Source organism: Maribacter sp. C-4077 (assembly GCF_055378385.1).
Genome location: NZ_AP038807.1, coordinates 1,413,620 through 1,432,840, shown reverse-complemented (window position 1 = coordinate 1,432,840; position 19,221 = coordinate 1,413,620). Strand labels below are relative to the sequence as shown.

The window sequence follows — 19,221 nt, the reverse complement described above, 5'->3', positions numbered from 1 at the left end:
AAAACCTTTTTGAATGCAGGTAACCACCAAGGGCATCGTTCTAACTTCCATTAAATATGGGGATACCAGTTTGATCGTTCGGATTTTTACGGAATCCGATGGTCTAAAATCATATTTGCTTCGCGGAATATTGGCCACTAAAAAAGGAAAGGTAAAAAAGGCCCTGTTTCAGCCCTTGACGCAATTGGAGCTTGTTGCCAACCACAGAAATAAAGGATCTTTGGAAAATGTTAAGGAGGCAAGGCTGCATTACCATTATCAAGATTTGCATACCAACATTGTGAAAAACGCCATGGCGCTATTTTTGGCGGAAATGCTGGCCAATAGCATCCATGAGGAAGAGGCAAACCCAGAACTTTTCCATTTTTTGGAAGCGGCCTTGCAATGGTTGGATATCCATACGGAAACCGCCAATTTTCATCTCTACTTTTTGATCCTACTGACCAAATACTTAGGGTTTTACCCAGATGTGAACAATATGGATGCTTCCTATTTTGACTTGCTGGAGGGCGAATTTGTAGCTACTACATCTCTAAACCCTATTTTATCGGGAGAAAATCTTTTATTTTTCAAATCATTTTTAGGCATAAATTTTGATGCAATTAACACGATAAAAATGAGAAAGAACAACAGGCAAGAACTGCTCCAATCCTTGGTTTTGTATTACGAGTTGCACTTACAAGGTTTTAGAAAACCCAAGTCATTGGCGGTTCTTCATGAGGTCTTTGGTTAATATGAAGCGATTTTTACCCCTTATTTTTTTTCTATACTGCTATGTAGGATGGTCACAACAGGTGACCGTTTTGGATGGCGATACGCGCGAACCTATACCAAACGTGGCAGTTTTCAATCCGGATAAGACCATAATCAGTGTGACGGATTTTGACGGAAATTTCGATTTCGCCACTTTTTTGAAGGTAGATAGGTTGACCCTGCGACATCTGAGTTATGAAACCAAAAAAGTTACCCGACTCCAGATAGTCAAGAATGGATATAAGATTTATTTACAAATGAGACCTGAACGCTTGGATGAGGTGGTCATGTCGGTCTCCAAATGGGAACAACAAAAAAAGGAAGTTCCCAACAAGATTGTATCCATAGACGCCCAGACCATTGCCTTGAATACGCCACAGACCTCTGCGGATCTATTGCAAAGTAGCGGAAAGGTTTTTGTGCAAAAAAGTCAGCTGGGCGGGGGGAGCCCTATGATAAGGGGTTTTGCCACAAACAGATTGGTGCTTTCCGTGGACGGGGTGCGTATGAACAATGCCATATTTAGGGGAGGCAATTTGCAGAATGTCATCTCCATCGACCCCTTCAACATCCGAAATACCGAAATTATCTTTGGTCCGGGTTCCGTTATTTATGGAAGCGATGCAATAGGCGGGGTTATGAACTTCTACACCAAGCAGCCCACGCTAAGCCAAAAGGAGACGACCGAATTTTCAGGGAATGCCAACTACCGATTTTCCTCGGCAAATATGGAAAATACGGTTCACGCCGATGTAAACATAGGAAAGGAGAAATGGGCTTCCTTAACGAGTTTTTCCTATAATAGTTTTCAGGATTTGACCATGGGCAGCCATGGCCCCGATTCCTACCTGAGAAACAATTTTGTCATGACCCGAAATGGGGAAGATGTACTTGTGCCAAACAACAATCCAAGAAAGCAAGTTCCCACGGGTTACGATCAAAGGAATTTTATGCAGAAATTCCTATTCAGACCCCATGTTAACTGGGACTTGAATCTGGGAATCCATTATTCAGAAACATCGGACTATTCCAGATATGACCGGCTCATTAGACCTTCAAGGGATGGCTTGGGGTTACGGTCGGCCGAGTGGTATTACGGCCCCCAAAAATGGTTCATGGGAAATATGCAATTAAAAAAGAAGGGCAACGGAAAATTGTACGATGGATTGAAATTGACCGCAGCCTACCAGTTTTTTGAAGAAAGTAGGAGCAATCGGGATTTTGGAGGTTCCATTTTAAATACCACAAAGGAAAAAGTGGATGCACTGAACCTAAATCTGGATTTTGAAAACAAGAAAATCGGGAATTTCAAACTGTATTACGGCGGGGAATTTATTTTTAACAATGTTGGATCAACAGGTTTGGACACCAATATCGCTACCGGGGAAAGGGCATCGGCAGCTTCCAGATATCCGGACGGAGCTACCTGGAAAAGTCTGGCGGGATATTTGAACGGAGAATACAAGGCCAAGCCCAATTTTATTATCATGTCCGGTTTACGGTATAGCCATGTTTGGATAGACGCATTGTTTGACCGTACCTTTTACGCCTTTCCTTTTGAGAATGCCGATGTAAGTACGGGCGCATTAACCGGGAGTTTGGGTTTTAGTTGGTTTCCAAGACAGAACCTACAAATTACGTTTAACGGGTCTACAGGATTTAGGGCACCCAATGTAGACGATATCGGAAAAATATTTGATTCGGAACCAGGATCGGTAGTCGTTCCAAATCCGGATTTGGAATCTGAATACGCATATAATTTGGAGTTGGGGATACAAAAGAACTTTGGGGATAAGCTTGTACTCAAAGGGGCCACCTTTTACACGTACTTGGTAGATGCCTTGGTCCGAAGGGATTTTACCTTTAATGGTGTTTCCCAAATTGAATATGGAGGAGAGTTGAGCAATGTGCAGGCCATCCAGAATGCCGCAAAAGCGTACGTGTATGGATTTGAGTTTGGTCTGGATGCCTATTTGACGGACCATTGGTCCCTCGCTTCCAATTTTACCATTACCGAAGGGATAGAAGAAGAAGAGGACGGAACGGATTCTCCGGCAAGGCATGCCCCTCCCACTTTTGGCGATTTTCATGTTAAATGGAAGCGGGAAAGGATTTCGACCGACTTTTTCCTCAACTATAATGGAGAGGTGGCCAATGATGACCTGGCCATATCGGAACAGTCCAAGGATTATATCTATGCCAAGGACGAAAACGGCGATCCTTTTTCACCATCCTGGTATACCTTGAACTTTCGCTCCCAATATGCAATTGCGAACAATCTGAACGCGACCCTAAGCTTGGAGAACATTACAAATCAGCGGTATAGAACGTATTCCTCTGGAATCGTGGCACCTGGAAGTAATTTGATATTGGGAATTGGGTACCACTTTTAAAATAAAAAAGACCCGTCAATCGGGCCTTTTTGTTCAGAATTCCTACGTTTCCCATTTAAGGAAAGTACAGGTTTTTTATTGTGAAATTTTATCAGCCGCTTCCTTGGTTGCGTTCTTTACGTCCTCACCAATTTTTTTGGCTTTGTCCATAGCCTCTTCTCCAGCCTCCTTAGCGGAGTCAAGGGCATTCTCTCCTGCTTCCTTGGCGGAATCAATAGCTTTTTCCCCAGCTTCTTTCATGCTTTCACCTGCTTCCTTGGCTTTGTCCATAGCGTCTTCACCAGCTTCTTTCAGATCATTTCCGGTTTCTTCAAGGGCTTCTTCCGCTTGGCTAGCGGCATCTTTTGCTTTTTCGGCCGTTTCCCTGCAGGACACAAAAGACATGCTCAAGGCCAAAACTAAAATTGTGCTTACTACTAATTTTTTCATGGTGTTAATTTTTTAGTGTTTGTATACCTATATACGGAGTGAAGCCCATTTTGGATTAAAGTTCATGTTTTCGCTATTCAGGGATTTTCTTATTTAACCCATTTCATTGTTTGGTAGAACAACAGTTCCAACTAAATTAATTAATTTTGCAGGCTTAAAACCCAGAACCATAAGCATTTCGTATGAAGTTCGCAGAATATAAGGGATTGGACTTGCCCAAAGTTGCAGGAGAAGTTTTAAACTACTGGAAGACAGCCAATATTTTTGAAAAAAGTATTTCTTCTAGGGAGGGTAAGGAAAGTTATGTCTTTTTTGAAGGCCCGCCATCTGCCAACGGAATGCCAGGTATTCATCACGTTATGGCGCGTACCATCAAGGATATCTTTCCCAGGTACAAGACCATGAAAGGCTTTCAGGTGAAACGAAAGGCTGGATGGGATACCCACGGACTGCCCATAGAATTGGGTGTAGAAAAAGAACTTGGCATAACCAAGGAAGATATTGGCGTTAAAATATCGGTGGAGGAATATAATGCCGCTTGTAAAAAGGCGGTAATGCGCTATACCGATGTGTGGAACGCCATGACGGAACAAGTAGGGTATTGGGTGGATATGGATGACCCATATATTACCTATAAATCCAAATATATGGAATCTGTTTGGTGGTTGCTAAAACAGATTTACGATAAAGGCCTTATTTATAAGGGATATACCATACAGCCCTATTCGCCTAAGGCGGGAACGGGATTGAGTTCGCATGAACTGAACCAACCGGGAACGTACCAAGATGTTACGGATACCACGGTAACCGCCCAATTCAAAAGCCCCCTAAGCCCCAAAGGGGGAACGGAAAAGGATATCTTCAAAGCATTTGGAGTCGCCCCTCCTTTGGAGGGTACGGGAGAGGCTTTTTTCCTGGCTTGGACGACGACGCCATGGACACTTCCTTCCAATACGGCTTTGACCGTTGGTCCTAAGATCGATTATGTATTGGTAAGGTCTTACAATCAATATACTTTTGAACCCATATATGTTGTTTTGGCCAAGAATTTGGTCGGAAAGCAATTTGCCGGAAAATATGTTGAGGTATCCGAAGCATCGGATTTATTGACATACAAATCGGAAGACAAAAAGATACCCTATCAGGTTTTATCGGAAACAAAGGGTGAAAATTTGGTCGGCATCAAGTACGAACAATTATTGCCCTATGTACTGCCTTATGAAAATGCGGAAAATGCATTTCGGGTTATATCCGGGGATTTCGTTACCACGGAAGACGGTACGGGAATCGTACACACCGCTCCTACATTTGGTTCGGATGATGCCTTCGTGGCAAAGCAGGCCGTGCCGGAAATACCTCCTATGTTGGTTTTGGACGAAAATGCCAATCCTGTACCCTTAGTGGATTTACAGGGGAAGTTTAGACCAGAATTGAAGGAACTGGGCGGAAAGTACGTGAAAAATGAATACTACGAGGAGGGAGAGGCCCCTGAGCGTTCCGTAGATGTAGAAATTGCAATTAAACTTAAAGAGGAAAACAAGGCTTTCAAGGTTGAAAAGTACGTTCACAGCTATCCAAACTGTTGGCGTACGGATAAGCCTATTTTATATTATCCGCTGGATTCCTGGTTCATTAAGGTTACAGATATTAAGGACAGGATGTTCGAGCTGAACCAATCTATCAATTGGAAACCAAAGGCAACTGGTGAGGGACGTTTTGGAAATTGGTTAGCCAACGCTAATGATTGGAATTTGTCCAGATCACGGTATTGGGGAATTCCCTTGCCCATATGGAGAACAAGCGATGGAAAGGAAGAATTGATCATTGGTTCCGTTGCCGAATTGAAGTCCGAAATGCAAAAGGCCTTGGAAGCCGGCGTGATGGAGAAGGATATTTTTGAGGACTTTGTGGTTGGTGATATGTCCGAAGCAAACTATGAAAGAATAGACCTGCATAAAAATATCGTTGATCAGATAACCTTGGTTTCTCCGTCCGGAAAACCCATGAAGCGGGAAAGCGACCTCATCGATGTTTGGTTCGATAGTGGTTCCATGCCCTATGCCCAGTGGCATTATCCATTTGAGAACAAGGAACTCATCGACACGGGCAAGACCTTTCCGGCCGATTTTATCGCGGAAGGTGTTGACCAGACGAGGGGATGGTTTTACACGCTACATGCCATAGGTACCATGGTGTTCGATTCCGTGGCCTATAAAAATGTGGTTTCAAACGGACTTGTGCTGGACAAGGAAGGGAAAAAAATGTCCAAAAGATTGGGCAACGCCGTAGACCCCTTTGATACGATGAAGGAGCATGGAGCAGATGCCACACGCTGGTATATGATCAGTAATGCGAACCCATGGGACAACCTAAAATTTGATCCGGAGGGCATTGTTGAAGTGAAGCGAAAATTCTTCGGGACACTTTACAACACCTATTCCTTCTTTGCGCTGTACGCAAATATCGATTCATTTAGTTTTTCCGAGGAAAATATACCCGTGGAGGAGAGACCGGAAATAGACCGTTGGATTTTATCAGAACTCAATTCATTGATCGCTTTGGTCGATGATGCCTATGCAGATTATGAACCTACCAAGGCTACGAGGGCAATTTCGGATTTCGTACAGGAAAACCTAAGCAATTGGTACGTTCGTCTGTGCAGGAGAAGGTTCTGGAAAGGTGATTACCAAAAGGACAAGATCGCTGCCTATCAAACACTTTATACCTGTTTGGTCACGGTAGCCAAACTTTCCGCGCCCGTGGCACCGTTCTTTATGGACAGGCTGTACAAAGACCTGATTGCCACTACCAATTTGGAACCCTTTGAAAGTGTCCATTTGGCAGATTTCCCAACGACGGTCAAGAATATGATCGATTCGGCCTTGGAACAAAAGATGCAAAAGGCCCAAACGATATCGTCCTTGGTTTTATCGATACGGCAAAAGGAAAAGATAAAGGTGCGGCAACCGCTGCAAAAAATCATGATTCCTATTTTGGACGAGCAGGATAGAAAAGATATTTTGGCCGTATCGGACCTGATAAAATCGGAAGTAAACGTAAAGGAAATTGAACTTTTGGACGATGCATCTGGAGTGCTGGTCAAACGTATAAAACCCAATTTCAAGACTTTGGGGCCAAAGTTCGGCAAGGAAATGAAGCAAATTGCGAATGCTATAAGTGCTCTAAATCAGGCAGATATCCAAAAAATTGAGCAAGAAGGCGAATTATCCCTTCAAATAGAAAATAAAAGTATTATTTTACAGTTTCAGGATGTAGAGATAAGTTCCCAGGATATTGAAGGTTGGTTGGTGGCCTCATCCGGCAGGACAACGGTTGCGCTGGATATCACCATCAATGAGGACCTAAAGAAAGAAGGTATCGCAAGGGAACTGGTCAACAGAATCCAAAATTTAAGAAAGGAATCTGGTTTTGAAGTGACCGATAGAATTGACATTAGGATGCAAAAGGACGGTCTGGTAGAACAGGCGGTGACCAGCAATCTCAATTATATCAAAGCGGAAACTTTGACAGCGGAATTGAATTTTGAGGAATATTTAGAGAATGGCACTGAAATTGCCTTCGATGAAGTGAACACTAAATTGTTTATTGCAAAACATTAACGAGATGGCAGAAGATTTAAAAGTAAGATACTCGGACAAGGATTTGGCGGAGTTCAAGGAATTGATAGAGGAAAAAATAGAGAAAGCTAAAAGTCATTTGGAACTTCTTAAAAGTTCTTATATGAACGATGGGAATAATGGTACAGATGATACTTCCCCAACCTTCAAGGCCTTTGAGGAAGGTTCCGAAACCATGAGCAAGGAAGCGAATACCCAATTGGCCATTCGGCAGGAAAAGTTCATTAGGGACTTAAAAAATGCCTTGCTTAGAATAGAGAATAAAACCTACGGCATTTGCCGGATAACGGGGAAACTCATCAACAAAGAGCGTTTGAAATTGGTGCCGCATGCTACCTTGAGTATCGAAGCCAAGAATATGCAAAAATAATCAAAACGCCTCTCGGGGCGTTTTTTAATGGTCCGTTGTGAAATTTTTCCCGTTCGTCTTATTGATAATTGCAACCCAAGGTTTCGCACAAAAGAAAGTGCACAAGGTACTGTTGGGCGAATCCGTCAACCTCATCCAGGTCAATGCCGAAAACTGTTATGAGGTCATTTTAGAAACTGTTGAAGGGAAAGCGGTAGAAGTGGATGCACAAATGGATGGGGAATATAGCGAGGACCTGCAAATGAATGTTTCGGAAGAGGGTAATACATTGGTGCTTGGCGCCGGTTTCCAACCAAGTTTTGTAAATCCAAATGACAAATTAAGCGCGCACAAAGTGGTATCCATTGCCTTAAAGATTAAAGTGCCCACTTACAAAGATGTAGAGGTGTACGGAAAGAGCGCTAGGGTCGTCGCATTTGGGGATTACTCCAGTCTTGATGTTACCCTTTCTGATGGAACCTCCGAACTTCATAAGGTCTCCGGAGAAGTCAAGGTAAGGACCCAAAGTGGCAATATAATAGTGTATGCGACCAGTGGAAATATTATGGCGAAAACCAAATATGGTACGTATCTAAAAAATCCTATTCCAAACGGAGATGATAAGTACTATTTAAATTCTACAACCGGGAATATCGTACTGAACAAAACCGAATAATATTTCTATTTTTGCGCGGTCAAACAAGATCATGAACCTAAAGAAGTCCATTTTATTAATTGTATTGATACTCCTAATTGACCAATGGAGCAAGATATATATCAAAACGCACTTCGTTTTGGGCGAATCAGTGGATGTTTTCAATTGGTTCAAGATTCTATTTATCGAAAACGAGGGTGCGGCTTGGGGTGCCAAGCTTAGTGATGTACTCCCAATTTCTGATGCCACTGGAAAATTGGTATTGACCATTTTTAGGTTGTTTGCCATTTTTGGCATTGGCTATTGGTTGCACGATGTGGTCAGGAAACAATCATCCAAAACTTTGATAGTGGCCGTTTCCCTTATATTCGCAGGTGCCTTGGGGAATATTCTGGACTCTGTTTTTTATGGTCTTATCTTTGATGATAGTTACAATCACGTTGCGACTTTATTCTCGGACGAGCCTTATGGAAAGGCATTTTATGGTAAAGTAGTGGATATGCTCTATTTTCCATTGATGGATACCACTTGGCCAGATTGGATGCCTTTTGTGGGAGGTAAGAATTTTCGATTTTTTGAGCCCGTTTTTAATATAGCCGATACGGCCATAAGCACAGGTGTAGGGATTTTATTGGTTTTTAACAAAAGGGCTTTTGGGAAGAACGATGAGGAAAATACCGATGAAGTGGGCGTGGAAACTTCTGAAACCTTTGAACAACCTCAGGAACCAACAAAGGAATAGTTTTTTTGTGGGGTAACACAGTAATCCAATGGAATGTCTCCCGGGAAGACGTCTGTAATCAATTCCTCCGCATCAAAAAAACTGAGACCAACTTTTAAAACATCAGGTCTGCAGCTCGCTAAAAATGTATCGTAATATCCTTTGCCATAACCAACCCTATGACCTATTGTATCAAATGCCAATAGTGGAATGAAAACAACATCGATCATATTTGGGTCAATCTGTATACCGTCGACGGGTTCCGGTACCCCCCAGGAATTGTTCTTGAATTTGGTAGAATCGGTCAATAAATAATGCTCAAGGGTATCCTGCTGAACCTTTGGTACGATTACATACTTGTCCTTGCCTTGAAGAATGGATAATAAATTAATCGTATCAATTTCCTGTTTTGAGGTAATGGGAAGAAATATATGGTAATACTTTTTGGACCAAATAGGAAGTTCCAAAGCCTTATTTGATATATCAAGACTTTTTGCCGCAATCTGTTCTAGAGAAAGCTGTTTTCTAAAAGCTGAATATTTTAGACGCAAATCTTTCTTCAACATGATTGAAAAATGATTTGATGTACCTTAGGCAATGATTATTCTTTTCCTGCGACCGCAAAGAAAACTTTGAAAAATAACATTAGTATGAGGTAGGTTCCAAGTGTTATTATGTAGCTTTCCATATATTAAACAAAAAGTATTCGAGGTTTTGATTGTTTTAAATGTAAGTAAAAAAATCATTAAATCTCCTTGAAAAGCACAATTTTATCGTTAAAAAGCACATTTTTATATGAAAATTAACATAAACGGGAATATAGATAATTTAATAACGAGATTAAGATGCTGATAATCAATTAATTGTGTTGAAAATTAAAAATTGGGTACTTTAACACATTTTAGTGTGAATCCTACATTAATTTATTGAACCATTCTAAAAACTGTTTAGCCTTTACCCGTTCTATTTTTCTGCTTTAAATGCGTTAAAATGATTAGAAAATTTAAGTTGTTTCAAGAAAAGCATGTAAATTCAAATCCAACGATATAAGAACCCGTACCAAAGCTTTATGTCCCAAATTCCCATTGACGTTCAATTAAGTGCACTGCCCAATGGCCCCGGCGTTTATCAATTTTATGACAAGGAAGATAAAATACTGTATGTAGGTAAGGCAAAAAATCTTAAAAAGCGGGTCTCCTCTTATTTTAACAAGAATCATGAATATGGAAAGACCAGAGTACTTGTTAAAAAAATAAAGAGGATCAAGCACATTGTGGTTCCTACGGAATCAGATGCACTTTTGCTGGAGAACAATTTAATAAAGGAATACAAGCCCAGATATAATGTAATGCTCAAGGATGATAAGTCCTACCCTTGGTTGTGTTTAAAAAATGAGCGTTTTCCGAGACTGTTTCCTACCAGAAGGGTCATAAAGGACGGTTCTGAATATTACGGTCCCTACACCAGTATGAAGACGGTTAGGACACTTTTGGACTTGATCAAAAGTGTGTATCCATTACGGACCTGCAACTACGATCTATCCGAAGAAAAAATCAAGGGCGGTAAGTACAAGGTCTGTTTGGAATATCATTTGGGCAATTGTAAAGGCCCTTGTGAAGGCCTTCAAAGTTCTGAGGAATATGACCGACAAATTGCAGACATAAAGGAAATAATCAAAGGAAATTTTAAATCTTCGCTTCATTATTTTAAGGGACAAATGAAAACCTTTGCAGCGGAGATGCGATATGAGGAGGCCCAGCGCATAAAGGATAAAATAGAAGTGTTGGAAAACTATCAGGTAAAATCGACCATCGTAAATCCTAAGATCAGCAATGTGGATGTGTTTACGATTGTGGCCGACAACGCCATGGCCTATGTGAATTTTTTACAATTATCACATGGTTCGATCATAAGGTCCCACACCATGGAAATCAAAAAGAAATTGGATGAGTCCGATGAAGAATTGCTACAATTGGCTATTGTGGAAATAAGGCAACGATTTAATTCGCAATCCAAGGAACTCTATCTTCCTTTTCCCGTGGAACTGGATGAATCCTTGATCATATCCGTTCCAAAGCTTGGAGACAAGAAACGTCTTTTGGAACTATCGGAACGTAATGCGAAGTTTTATAGACAGGAACGTTTCAACCAAATCAAGATCATTGATCCGGATCGCCATACAAATCGCATTATGGCCCAAATGAAAAAGGACTTGAGATTGTCCGAAGAACCAAGGCATATCGAATGTTTTGACAACAGTAATATACAGGGTACCAATCCCGTTGCGGCATGTGTCGTTTTTAAGGATGGCAAACCCAGCAAGAAGGACTATAGGCATTTTAATATCAAGACCGTTACGGGACCGGACGATTTTGCTTCCATGGAGGAAGTGGTGTTTAGAAGATATAAAAGGCTTTTGGAAGAGGAGGAACCATTGCCACAATTAATTATCATAGACGGAGGTAAGGGACAACTTTCTTCAGCTTTAAAAAGTCTGGACATTTTGGGTCTCAGAGGTAAAATAGCTATAGTAGGAATTGCAAAGCGGCTCGAGGAAATTTATTTCCCTGGGGACTCCATACCACTCTATCTGGACAAAAAATCTGAAAGTTTAAAGATTATCCAACATTTAAGGAACGAAGCCCATAGATTTGGTATAACTTTTCATAGAAATAAAAGAAGCAAGAGCGCCATCAATTCTGAACTGGAAAATATTGAAGGTGTGGGAGAGAAAACAGCAAGGGACTTGTTGAAAAAATTTAAGTCCGTTAAGCGAATAAAGGAAGCATCTTTGGATCATTTGGCCGAAGTTGTGGGTACTTCCAAAGCACAAAAAATATATGGGTCGTTTCATTGATTTGGAAATATCGCAAAGCTGGATGCTGAGAATTATACTACTTTCTCTGTTATTTCAGGTATCACTACAAAGTTACTCCCAACAGGATAACCTTAAGAGACCAAAGGTGGGGCTGGTACTCAGTGGTGGAGGTGCGAAGGGAATGGCACACATTGGTGCACTAAAGGTAATTGAGGAAGCAGGCGTAGAAATCGATTATGTTGGTGGAACCAGTATGGGGGCCATAGTGGGAGCCTTGTATGCAGCAGGCTACACGGCCGATCAATTGGATTCTATTTTCAGGGCGACGGATTTCATAAATTTGATTCAGGACAACCTCCCTAGAAATGCAAAAACCTTTTACGAGAAGGAAGATTCTGAACGATACGCATTAACGCTTCCCTTTGATAATTTCAAGATTACCGTACCTACCGCATTTTCAGGTGGGCAAAACATTTATAACGAGCTCGTTAGATTGTTGTATCATGTGAAGGACGTAAACGATTTTTACAAACTCCCTATTCCTTTTGTATGCATAGCTACCGATATTGAGACCGGGGAGGAAGTTGTTTTGGATTCGGGATACCTGCCCCAAGCGATTATGGCAAGTGGAACGCTGCCATCTTTATTCGAGCCCTCAAGTATTGACAACCGTATTCTAATAGATGGTGGAGTAGTCAACAATTATCCCATCGACAAGGTTAGGAATATGGGTGCCGATATCATAATTGGTATTGACGTACAACATGACCTATCCAAGAGGGACGCACTAATGTCCGCAACTGAAATACTTTCTCAGATTAACAATTACAGAACTGTGAGGGACATGGTGCAAAAGTCTAAAAAAACGGACATTTATATAAGACCGGATATTGCAGCTTTTTCAGTAATTCAATTTGACAAGGCTACCGAAATCATTGAAAAAGGTATGATTGCAGCACGTGAAAAGCTCAATGCCCTAAGTGAGATTGGGAGTAACTCAAAAATTGATAAAGATCCTATAAAGTATAAAACATTGAGAGACTCCATAACCATCAATAGATTGATCATTAACGGTAACAATCAACACACAAGAGGTTATGTAAAAGGAAAGCTCCGATTTAATTTGGCAGAACCCATCACGTTTAAAAAATTACAGCAAGGAATTAGCAACTTGACCGCTACGGGCAATTTTACTACCAATAGGTATAAATTGGTTTCGAACGGTACCGGGGAGGATTTGATATTGCGATTGGATGAAACGCCCAATACTTCTTTCATTCGGTTGGGAGCACATTATGACGATTTATATAAAAGTGCAGCTATTATTAATTTTACAAAAAAAAATTTGGTCTTACAGGATGACGTAGCCTCCTTTGATCTTATTCTTGGCGACAATGTGAGGTACAATTTTCAATATTATGTGGATAAAGGAACGTATTGGAGTTTTGGGCTCAACTCGAGGTTCAGTGCCTTCTCCCAGGACATAAATTTTGACCTAATCCGTCAAAATTTTGAGGTTCCCTTTGGTACCAACCTAAACAACTTGAACCTGGATGTATCCGACTTTACCAATCAACTCTACATTCAAACGGTTCTTAGGGAGGAATTCGCCTTTACCTTGGGTGCGGAATATAAGTATTTGAAATATAGTACTCGCACCATTGAACCTTTTTCAGGAGTGGAGGAAAATCTTGTAGGTTCGGCATCTGATGATCGTCTTTATTTTGAAAACGGAAGCTTTTTTAGCGTTTTTGGAAATTTAAAATTGGACACCTATGATGACAGATATTTCCCAACGAAGGGTCTATACTTTGACGGGGACATGCATTATTATATTCTTTCATCTGATTTTAATCAAAATTTCAAGGATTTTTCCATTTCCAAGGCAAGAATGGGTGCAGCTTTCCCAATTTTTAAAAATCTTTCAATGAACATTGAGACAGAAGGAGGTTTTAAATTGGGCACTTCCGGTGTTACCACATTCGATTTTGTTCTTGGAGGATTCGGTACGGATTTGATTAACAATTTCGTTCCTTTTTATGGCTATGATTTTTTAAGCCTCCCTGGCAATAGTTTTGTTAAGGCCTATGGACGTTTGGATTATGAGTTCTATGCCAAAAATCATTTATTGTTTTCCGCTAATTACGCCAATGTGGAAGATGATTTATTTAGAACAGGGGAATGGTTTTCATCCCCGGATTTTTCTGGCTATGGAATTGGATATGGTTGGGAGTCGTTTATTGGGCCAATTCAAGTGCTTTACTCATGGTCCCCAGAAGGTAAAAACTCCAATTTTTTCTTCAGTATAGGCTACTGGTTTTAATCTATTTCTTCGATACAAACTTCTATTTTCTTAAGGGATTCACAAATCAGGCTTTCAAATGTGAATTACTGTTAAGTTGAAAGTTAAAGTAAGTTAAATCGTATACCAGAAGCAAAGGATGTTTTAATTTTACATCAGTAAGGGGTGGTTCCCTTACAACTTTAAGTATTGGTTTTTCATAATTTAAAGTTTGGTTGGTTATTTAGGAAAAGCCCAGTTTCAAGACTGGGCTTTTTTTGTGCAATACTTTGGAATAAATTTTGTTTAAGTTATTGTAAGAACATTAATTATGAGGAACGGTATAGTATTTTTACATAAAAGTAATCATATGAAAAAGGTTTTGGTCATACTTCTATGTATGGGCATGGGCAAGATGTTCGCGCAAGGACAGCAATCTGCCTTTAAATCTGGTGAGTGGCTTAAGTTTAGGATGCATTACGGCTTTCTAAATGCCAGTTATGCCACACTACATGTAAAGAATGCAATTATCGATTCCGTGCCGGTGTATCATGTTGTAGGTCATGGGGAGACCACCGGTTTTGCAAGCCTGTTTTTTAAAGTTGACGATACCTACGAAAGCTATTTTGATAGAAAGGATGGGAAGCCCTACAGATTCATTAGAAAGATAAATGAAGGTGGCTATACAAAGGATGTTGAAATCAACTTTGACCATGTGAATGACAAAGCGGTCCTCAATGACAAAAAAAACAATAAAAAGTTTAATTTTGAACTCCAAGATAGCATACAGGATTTAATTTCTGCATTTTATTATTTGAGGAATAATTATGATCCCAGTGACTTGGTACAAGGAGAGGCCATTGACTTGAAAATGTTGTACGATGATGACGGTATTTTCAATTTTAAGTTGAAGTACCTGGGAAAGGAGATTCTCAACACCAAATACGGAAAGGTAGAATGTCTCAAGTTTAGGCCCTTGGTGCAATCCGGTAGGGTCTTCAAAGAACAGGAAAGTTTATCGCTCTGGGTTTCCAATGACGATAATCGAATTCCAATACGAATAAAAGCGGATTTAGCGGTTGGTGCCATTAAGGCGGATTTGGATGGCTATAATGGCCTTAAGCATCAATTTAAGATAATAATGGATTAGTTAAGAATGGACGATAAGGAGCGGGTCAAATCCCAGATTTCAAAACTTGAGGAAAAGTATAGGGACTCTGGCCAGGATTTAAGCTCTTATTTGGACGGCTTATTATATCAGCGATATTTAACCTATTGGGACTACATCCACTTGGATACCCTTCTAAGTCTTCAAGTGCCCCGAACGCATTTCCCGGACGAGGAAATCTTCATCATGTACCATCAAATTACCGAGTTGTACTTTAAGCTCATTTTACATGAGCAAAAGCAACTGGTGGACGACAAATCGCAGAGCCTTGACTTTTTTGTAGAAAGACTGCGACGCATCAATAGTTATTACACCGCGCTCATTTCCTCTTTCAGCATCATGATAAAGGGTATGGAGCGGGAACAGTTCCTCCAGTACAGGATGGCCCTTTTGCCCGCAAGTGGTTTTCAATCCGCCCAATTTAGGATGATAGAAATCTACGCCACGCCTCTTGAAAATTTGGTACACGAGTCGCAACGGGACCAATTTTCCTCCAACAATTCCATTGAGGAGCTTTATGAAAACATCTATTGGAAGAAAGGAGCAACGGACATTTCAACGGGGGAAAAAACACTGACCTTAAAACAATTTGAATATAGATATACACCAAGATTGGTGCGAACGGCCAAGCAATTATTGAACAACACCATATATCATAAATACGTAGCTTTGCCTTCAGAAGTTAAAAAAAATAAGGAGCTTTTGGAGGCTTTAAAGACGATGGACCTAAACGCCAATGTAAATTGGCCGTTGATGCACATGGGCTCCGCCCATCGATATTTAGGAAAGGAATCAGGGGATATAAGTGCTACAGGCGGAACCAATTGGAAGGACTACCTTCCGCCAAGTTTTCAAAAAATCGTATTCTTTCCGGATATCTATACGGAAGAGGAACTAAATGACTGGGGCAAGCAATGGGTCGACCATATTTACAACCCCAATAAAATAAATACATAGATTCATGCGAAAATATTGGGGCATATTATTTACGTTGGCTTTGTTAGGTGCATGTCAAGAAGAAAAAGTGGTCGTAAGCCATGATGAATTAAAAATCAGTCCTGTTGAAGACCCAATTGTCACCAGGTTCGGATTTAATTTCGAGGAATTTAACGTGCATTTGGATACAATTAAATACGGTGATAGTTTTGGGGAGCTGATGCTAAAAAATAAGGTGGAGTATCCTAAAATAGCAACGATCTCGGAAAAATTTCGGGATACCTTCGATGTTCGTAAGATACGTGTTGGCAAACCGTATTTAATACTGAAATCAAAGGACACTTCAGAGCAGGCACAGGTCTTCATATACCAAAACAACCCCATTGATTATACGGTAGTGGACTTTAGGGACAGTGTGCAAGTGTATAAAGGGAAGAAGAGGGTCAAGTATGTAGAAAGGGAAGTTTCGGGCATCATAGAGACAAATTTGTCCGAGGCTATTTTGGATCAAGGTATCGATTACAGCGTTACGCATAACCTTGCGAATGTCTTTGCTTGGACGATTGACTTTTCAAGGCTTCAAAAGTACGATAGGTTCAAAATTATATTTAAGGAGAAATATATCAATGATACCGTATACGCTGGTTCAGAACCCTTGGTAGCTGCCTATTTTGAACACAATGGGATTCCTCTATATGCTTTTTCATATGAAGGCGACACCTTGAAAAATCAGTTGGATTATTATGACCATGAGGCAAATAACCTTAGAAGGGCATTTCTTAAAATGCCCGTTGAATTTGGGAGATTATCATCCAGATACAATCTTAAACGAAGAATTCGCTACTATGGTTATAAGGTAAGGCCACATAAGGGAACCGATTATGCCGCACCTATTGGAACTCCCATCCTTGCCACCGCTGACGGTACCGTAACGGAATCCACCAGGAGGGGCGGTAACGGGAAATATGTGAAAATCAGGCATAACGAGACCTATTCGACCCAATATCTTCACATGAAAAATCAGAACGTGAAAAAGGGTCAGTTTGTACGTCAGGGCGATGTAATTGGCTGGGTGGGCATGACCGGTAATACCGGAGGCCCCCATGTTTGCTATCGCTTCTGGAAAAACGGGAGGCAAGTGGACCCCTTGCAGGAAGAACTTCCATTGGCGGAACCGTTGGCCGATTCCTTACGACCGGATTATTTCGCCCATATAGAACCTATAAAGGAACAACTGGACTGTATAGTCTACCCAGAGAGGATTGAAGAAGATGATTTGTTAACACTTAATGAACTAAATGGCACTAAATAACATTGACCCAACTACCACCAATGCTTGGAACAAACTAAAAGAACATTATAAAACTTCGAATAACCTTCATATGAAGGAACTGTTCGGTGGGGATGAAAGTCGGGCTGAGCGATTAAGCGTACGCTGGAACGATTTTCTCTTGGATTTTTCCAAGAATCGAATAACTACAGAAACGTTACAGTTGCTTTTGGATTTGGCAGATGAGGTAGAATTAAAAGACGCCATCGCCAAGTATTTCAACGGAGACGAAATCAATCAAACCGAAGGAAGGGCCGTATTGCATACAGCTTTGAGAGCCAAGAAAACCGATGCTGTCTACGTGGATGGTGTCAATGTGGTTCCCGAAGTATTCGAAGTGAAGCAACATATCAAGGAATTTACAGAGTCCATAATAAACGGTACCAGTAAAGGTTACACGGGAAAGAATTTTACCGATGTGGTAAATATTGGTATAGGAGGTTCGGATCTAGGACCAGCCATGGTGACCGAAGCCTTGAAATTCTATAAAAATCACTTGAACGTACATTTTGTTAGCAACGTAGATGGAGATCACGTTCATGAAATTTTGAAAACTTTACATCCTGAAACCACCTTATTTGTAGTGGTTTCCAAAACCTTCACCACACAGGAAACATTAAGCAACGCCACTACCATTAAGAAGTGGTTTTTGCAGCACGCTACCCAAGAGGATATTGCAAAACATTTTGCCGCCGTTTCTACCAATACCGAAAAAATTGCGGAATTTGGAATTTCAGAAGCGAACGTATTTCCTATGTGGGACTGGGTTGGAGGTAGATTCTCGTTATGGAGCGCCGTAGGTCTTTCCATCGCCCTGGCGGTTGGATACCAAAACTTTGATTCCATGTTACTTGGAGCCAACGAAATGGACGTTCATTTCAGGGAAGCGGAATTCAGGGAAAACTTACCGGTTATAATGGCACTTTTAAGTATTTGGTACAATAATTTCCATCAAGCAGAAACAGAAGCCATAATTCCATATACGCAGTATTTAAGCAGATTCTCCGCCTATCTGCAACAGGGAATTATGGAAAGCAATGGTAAGAGTGTGGGAAGAAATGGAAAGCGCGTCGGGTATGAGACGGGGACCATCATCTGGGGGGAGCCGGGAACAAATTCCCAGCATGCTTTCTTTCAGTTGATCCATCAGGGGACCAAATTGATACCAACCGATTTTATCGGCTTCAAGCATTCTTTATATGGAGATACCGATCACCATAATAAATTGATGGCCAATTTTTTTGCCCAAACGGAAGCCTTGATGAATGGAAAGACCCTTCAAGAAGCAATATCAGAACTGAAGGATAAAGGAGTGCCTGAAAAAGAAATTGAACAATTGACGCCATTCAAGGTGTTTGAAGGCAATAAGCCCACGAATACCATTTTAATAAACAAATTGACCCCAAAAAGTCTGGGTGCTTTGATTGCCTTATACGAGCATAAGATCTTTGTACAGGGAATCATCTGGAATATCTTTAGTTACGACCAGTGGGGTGTTGAATTGGGAAAACAACTGGCCGGTACTATTTTAAAGGATATAGAGGGTGATGGAATCACCTCCCACGATAGCTCCACATTGCGATTATTGCAATATTTTAAGAGTTAACCTACATAAATCATATTTAAAGATATTACTTTGTAACTTCTTCATAATCAGCTATTTTTTTATTTTTTTTGATGTCTGTTTATAGAGGTGATTTAACGTTGTCTTAACGTTGGAAGTCTAAAAATGCAAGACTTTTGCACCGGT

General features: G+C 40.7%; 14 protein-coding genes. 12 read left to right on the top strand and 2 right to left on the bottom strand.

What is annotated here, in order from left to right; translation table 11 throughout:
- Nucleotides 1-13: 13 nt before the first annotated feature.
- Together recO and ACZ41C_RS06165 are read left to right on the top strand one after the other, a co-directional pair.
- Complete coding sequence (gene recO / locus ACZ41C_RS06170; protein ID WP_464564955.1) at nt 14-733, top strand: DNA repair protein RecO; 720 nt, start codon at nt 14-16, stop codon at nt 731-733.
- Between the two features lies 1 nt (nt 734).
- On the top strand, nt 735-3,146 hold the full coding sequence (locus ACZ41C_RS06165) for a TonB-dependent receptor (protein ID WP_464564954.1): 2,412 nt from the start codon (nt 735-737) through the stop codon (nt 3,144-3,146).
- A gap of 75 nt (nt 3,147-3,221) precedes the next feature.
- On the opposite strand, the gene ACZ41C_RS06160 is transcribed toward ACZ41C_RS06165, so the two are convergent.
- Nucleotides 3,222-3,575: a DUF4175 domain-containing protein gene (locus ACZ41C_RS06160; protein ID WP_138256853.1), complete on the bottom strand. Its 354-nt coding sequence runs from the start codon at nt 3,573-3,575 to the stop codon at nt 3,222-3,224.
- Nucleotides 3,576-3,757: 182 nt separating this feature from the next.
- Between ACZ41C_RS06160 and ileS the strand changes: the two genes are divergently transcribed.
- From ileS to ACZ41C_RS06140, 4 genes are read left to right on the top strand one after another with little or no spacing between them, the layout of a single operon-like run.
- Nucleotides 3,758-7,195: an isoleucine--tRNA ligase gene (gene ileS / locus ACZ41C_RS06155; RefSeq protein WP_464564953.1), complete on the top strand. Its 3,438-nt coding sequence runs from the start codon at nt 3,758-3,760 to the stop codon at nt 7,193-7,195.
- Between the two features lie 4 nt (nt 7,196-7,199).
- The gene (locus ACZ41C_RS06150; RefSeq protein ID WP_099544332.1) at nt 7,200-7,583 is read left to right on the top strand and encodes a TraR/DksA family transcriptional regulator; all 384 of its coding nucleotides are present in this window, start codon (nt 7,200-7,202) and stop codon (nt 7,581-7,583) included.
- Nucleotides 7,584-7,620: 37 nt separating this feature from the next.
- Nucleotides 7,621-8,238, top strand: a complete 618-nt coding sequence (locus ACZ41C_RS06145; protein WP_464564952.1) for a hypothetical protein — start codon at nt 7,621-7,623, stop codon at nt 8,236-8,238.
- Between the two features lie 31 nt (nt 8,239-8,269).
- Complete coding sequence (locus tag ACZ41C_RS06140; protein ID WP_464564951.1) at nt 8,270-8,959, top strand: lipoprotein signal peptidase; 690 nt, start codon at nt 8,270-8,272, stop codon at nt 8,957-8,959.
- On the opposite strand, the gene ACZ41C_RS06135 is transcribed toward ACZ41C_RS06140, so the two are convergent.
- Nucleotides 8,938-9,504, bottom strand: coding sequence for a 5-formyltetrahydrofolate cyclo-ligase (locus tag ACZ41C_RS06135; protein ID WP_138256857.1), 567 nt, complete (start codon nt 9,502-9,504; stop codon nt 8,938-8,940). The two genes, ACZ41C_RS06140 and ACZ41C_RS06135, sit on opposite strands and share 22 nt — an antisense overlap.
- 503 nt (nt 9,505-10,007) lie before the next feature.
- Here ACZ41C_RS06135 and uvrC point away from each other — a divergent pair.
- The 6 genes from uvrC to pgi all read left to right on the top strand — a co-directional run bounded on the left by uvrC (nt 10,008) and on the right by pgi (nt 19,077).
- Nucleotides 10,008-11,795, top strand: coding sequence for an excinuclease ABC subunit UvrC (uvrC, locus tag ACZ41C_RS06130; protein WP_138256858.1), 1,788 nt, complete (start codon nt 10,008-10,010; stop codon nt 11,793-11,795).
- Nucleotides 11,779-14,079, top strand: coding sequence for a patatin-like phospholipase family protein (locus tag ACZ41C_RS06125; protein WP_464564950.1), 2,301 nt, complete (start codon nt 11,779-11,781; stop codon nt 14,077-14,079). Before uvrC ends, ACZ41C_RS06125 begins: the two co-directional genes overlap by 17 nt.
- A gap of 328 nt (nt 14,080-14,407) precedes the next feature.
- Nucleotides 14,408-15,187, top strand: a complete 780-nt coding sequence (locus ACZ41C_RS06120) for a DUF3108 domain-containing protein (RefSeq protein ID WP_138256859.1) — start codon at nt 14,408-14,410, stop codon at nt 15,185-15,187.
- A 6-nt stretch (nt 15,188-15,193) separates the two neighbouring features.
- Nucleotides 15,194-16,162 carry a tryptophan 2,3-dioxygenase family protein gene (locus tag ACZ41C_RS06115; RefSeq protein ID WP_154917913.1) on the top strand — a complete coding sequence of 323 codons (969 nt, stop codon included), beginning with the start codon at nt 15,194-15,196 and terminating at the stop codon, nt 16,160-16,162.
- 4 nt (nt 16,163-16,166) lie between these two features.
- Nucleotides 16,167-17,453: a peptidoglycan DD-metalloendopeptidase family protein gene (locus ACZ41C_RS06110; protein WP_138256861.1), complete on the top strand. Its 1,287-nt coding sequence runs from the start codon at nt 16,167-16,169 to the stop codon at nt 17,451-17,453.
- Entirely contained in the window at nt 17,440-19,077 is a 1,638-nt protein-coding gene (gene pgi / locus ACZ41C_RS06105) for a glucose-6-phosphate isomerase (RefSeq protein ID WP_138256862.1), read from the top strand. Before ACZ41C_RS06110 ends, pgi begins: the two co-directional genes overlap by 14 nt.
- Nucleotides 19,078-19,221 lie beyond the last annotated feature (144 nt).

What these genes read in the sequence shown, in the direction of transcription:
- recO (WP_464564955.1), top strand. Translation starts at nt 14, where the DNA reads ATGCAGGTAACCACCAAGGGCATCGTTCTAACTTCCATTAAATATGGG.
- ACZ41C_RS06165 (WP_464564954.1), top strand. Translation starts at nt 735, where the DNA reads ATGAAGCGATTTTTACCCCTTATTTTTTTTCTATACTGCTATGTAGGA.
- ACZ41C_RS06160 (WP_138256853.1), bottom strand. Translation starts at nt 3,575, where the DNA reads ATGAAAAAATTAGTAGTAAGCACAATTTTAGTTTTGGCCTTGAGCATG.
- ileS (WP_464564953.1), top strand. Translation starts at nt 3,758, where the DNA reads ATGAAGTTCGCAGAATATAAGGGATTGGACTTGCCCAAAGTTGCAGGA.
- ACZ41C_RS06150 (WP_099544332.1), top strand. Translation starts at nt 7,200, where the DNA reads ATGGCAGAAGATTTAAAAGTAAGATACTCGGACAAGGATTTGGCGGAG.
- ACZ41C_RS06140 (WP_464564951.1), top strand. Translation starts at nt 8,270, where the DNA reads ATGAACCTAAAGAAGTCCATTTTATTAATTGTATTGATACTCCTAATT.
- ACZ41C_RS06135 (WP_138256857.1), bottom strand. Translation starts at nt 9,504, where the DNA reads ATGTTGAAGAAAGATTTGCGTCTAAAATATTCAGCTTTTAGAAAACAG.
- uvrC (WP_138256858.1), top strand. Translation starts at nt 10,008, where the DNA reads ATGTCCCAAATTCCCATTGACGTTCAATTAAGTGCACTGCCCAATGGC.
- ACZ41C_RS06125 (WP_464564950.1), top strand. Translation starts at nt 11,779, where the DNA reads ATGGGTCGTTTCATTGATTTGGAAATATCGCAAAGCTGGATGCTGAGA.
- ACZ41C_RS06120 (WP_138256859.1), top strand. Translation starts at nt 14,408, where the DNA reads ATGAAAAAGGTTTTGGTCATACTTCTATGTATGGGCATGGGCAAGATG.
- ACZ41C_RS06115 (WP_154917913.1), top strand. Translation starts at nt 15,194, where the DNA reads ATGGACGATAAGGAGCGGGTCAAATCCCAGATTTCAAAACTTGAGGAA.
- ACZ41C_RS06110 (WP_138256861.1), top strand. Translation starts at nt 16,167, where the DNA reads ATGCGAAAATATTGGGGCATATTATTTACGTTGGCTTTGTTAGGTGCA.
- pgi (WP_138256862.1), top strand. Translation starts at nt 17,440, where the DNA reads ATGGCACTAAATAACATTGACCCAACTACCACCAATGCTTGGAACAAA.